The 2,376-nt window shown below is 48.5% G+C and carries 1 protein-coding gene and 2 pseudogenes; all 3 read right to left on the bottom strand.

What is annotated here, in order from left to right; translation table 11 throughout:
* Positions 1-386: response regulator (locus AC6RV6_RS20495; protein WP_500242733.1), on the bottom strand; the 386-nt coding region annotated here is incomplete at its 3' end.
* A 5-nt stretch (positions 387-391) separates the two neighbouring features.
* Positions 392-922: pseudogene (locus tag AC6RV6_RS20490) on the bottom strand (methyl-accepting chemotaxis protein); the annotation flags it as partial.
* Between the two features lie 228 nt (positions 923-1,150).
* A pseudogene (locus AC6RV6_RS20485) lies at positions 1,151-2,376 on the bottom strand (HAMP domain-containing protein); the annotation flags it as partial.

The following is a 2,376-nucleotide window of genomic DNA, read 5'->3' as shown; positions in this document are numbered from 1 at the left end:
TTAGGGATGAGTTGTTGGCGAATGTAGTCTAAAGCCGCATCTTTTGACCCACTGCGATCGGGTTTGGTCACGTAATCGTTCGCCCCTAAAGCGAGTGCGTCGAGAGTGACCGTTGCCCCGAGTTCAGTAATCGCACTAAACATAATAACAGGGAGTTCTTGATAGATTTTCCGGATTTCCTTCAAGGTTTGTAACCCATTCATATCCGGCATTTCGATATCTAAAACGATGAGATCGGGATTGACTTGGGGGATTTTAGCAAGGGCAATACGACCATTGGCCGCAACGCCAACGACATCAATATCCGGATCGTCGGACAGAACATTACTGACCATCCGGCGAACGATAACAGAATCATCGACAACGAGAACGCGAATTTTTACCATTCAATTTAAAACTTAAAACGATTGACTAATTGCTGTAATTCTGTCGCCGTTTCCGATAATTCGCTGGCAGCACCTTGGGTTTTACCCGCACTTGCCGTCGTACTTTCTGCCGCTTGTGCCACGGTGGTAATGTTGCGGGCAATTTCCGAGGAACCTTGGGCGGCTTGGTTGACGTTGCGGGCAATTTCGTTGGTCGTGGCGGTTTGTTCTTCTACGGCGGAAGCAATGGTATTTTGAATGTCGTTGATTTGATTGATAATTGACGTAATTTGCACGATCGCTTCGACCGATCCTTTGGTATCAGTTTGAATCGCCTCAATTTTCTGGCTGATATCTTCTGTCGCTGTTGCAGTCTGTTTCGCCAATTCTTTTACCTCATTAGCCACAACCGCAAAGCCTTTTCCTGCTTCTCCCGCCCTTGCGGCTTCGATAGTGGCATTGAGGGCGAGGAGGTTGGTTTGTTGGGCGATGGAGGTAATGGTTTTAATCACTTTGCCGATTTCTGCACTACTCACCCCTAACTTAGAAATTGTCTCATTGGTCGTTTCGGCGGTCTGTACGGCGTTGGTCGCGACTTGAGCGGCATCGGTTGCATTTTTGGCGATTTCGCGGATACTGGCGGTCATTTCCTCTACCCCCGTTGCCACGGATTGGGAATTGGCGCTAACCTGTTCGGCAGAAGTAGAGACGGCATTAGCTTGAACGGCGGTTTGTTCCGAGGCTGACTTCATGGTTTGACTTTCTCCCATCATCTCATCGGAGGATTTGGCCACGGCGATCGCCACTTTGGCAATTTGTTTCACTTGATCCGTGAGATTTGCTGCCATCAAGTTGACATTATCGGTTAAATCTTTCCATGTCCCGGCAACCCCTTTCACTTGGGCTTGACCCCCCAATTGCCCGGCAACCACTTCTTTAGCGACTCGCGTGACTTCATCGGCAAAGGTATTTAACTGGTCTACCATCGTGTTGAGGGTGGTTTTTAATTCGAGGATTTCTCCTTCCGCTTTAACGGTAATTTTCTGGGATAAGTCTCCCATTGCCACGGCTGTCGCGACTTCAGCAATATTTCGCACCTGATCCGTGAGGTTAGCAGCCATAAAGTTGACATTGTTGGTGAGATCCAGCCATGTCCCCGAAACCCCTTTGACCTGTGCTTGACCTCCTAATTTGCCCTCAACTCCCACTTCTTGTGCCACGCGAGTGACTTCAGACGAGAAAGCATTGAGGCGATCGACCATGATATTAATGGTGTCTTTGAGTTCGAGAATTTCCCCTTTCGCATCCACGGTAATTTGCTTGGATAAGTCCCCCTCTGCAACTGCCGTAGTCACTTCGGCAATATTTCGCACCTGACTGGTGAGATTTGCTGCCATAAAGTTAACATTATTGGTGAGATCCAACCACGTTCCCGATACTCCTTTCACTTGGGCCTGACCGCCGAGTTTACCTTCTGTTCCCACTTCTTGTGCCACCCGGGTGACTTCAGACGAGAAGGCATTCAGGCGATCGACCATTGTATTCACGGTCTTTTTCAATTCAAGGACTTCTCCTTTCACATCCACGGTAATTTTCTTAGATAAATCTCCTTCGGCAACCGCCGTAGTCACTTCGGCAATATTCCGCACCTGACTGGTGAGATTTGCCGCCATGACATTCACATTCTCGGTGAGGTCTTTCCATGTTCCCGAGACCCCCTCAACTTGTGCTTGACCGCCTAAAATGCCATCGGTTCCAACTTCTTTCGCCACCCGTGTCACTTCCGAAGAGAAGGCATTGAGATTATCCACCATAGTATTGAGGGTGTCTTTGAGTTCGAGGATTTCTCCCTTGGCATCAACAGTAATTTTTGTCGATAAGTCTCCTTCAGCTACAGCAGTTGCCACATCTGCGATATTTCGCACCTGATCGGTCAAATTAGAAGCCATAAAGTTGACATTCTCGGTGAGGTCTTTCCATGTTCCCGAGACCCCCTCAACTTGTGCTTGAC

This window comes from Spirulina sp. LEGE 11439, from assembly GCF_059821285.1.
This window is presented reverse-complemented; position numbering and strand designations above follow the sequence as displayed.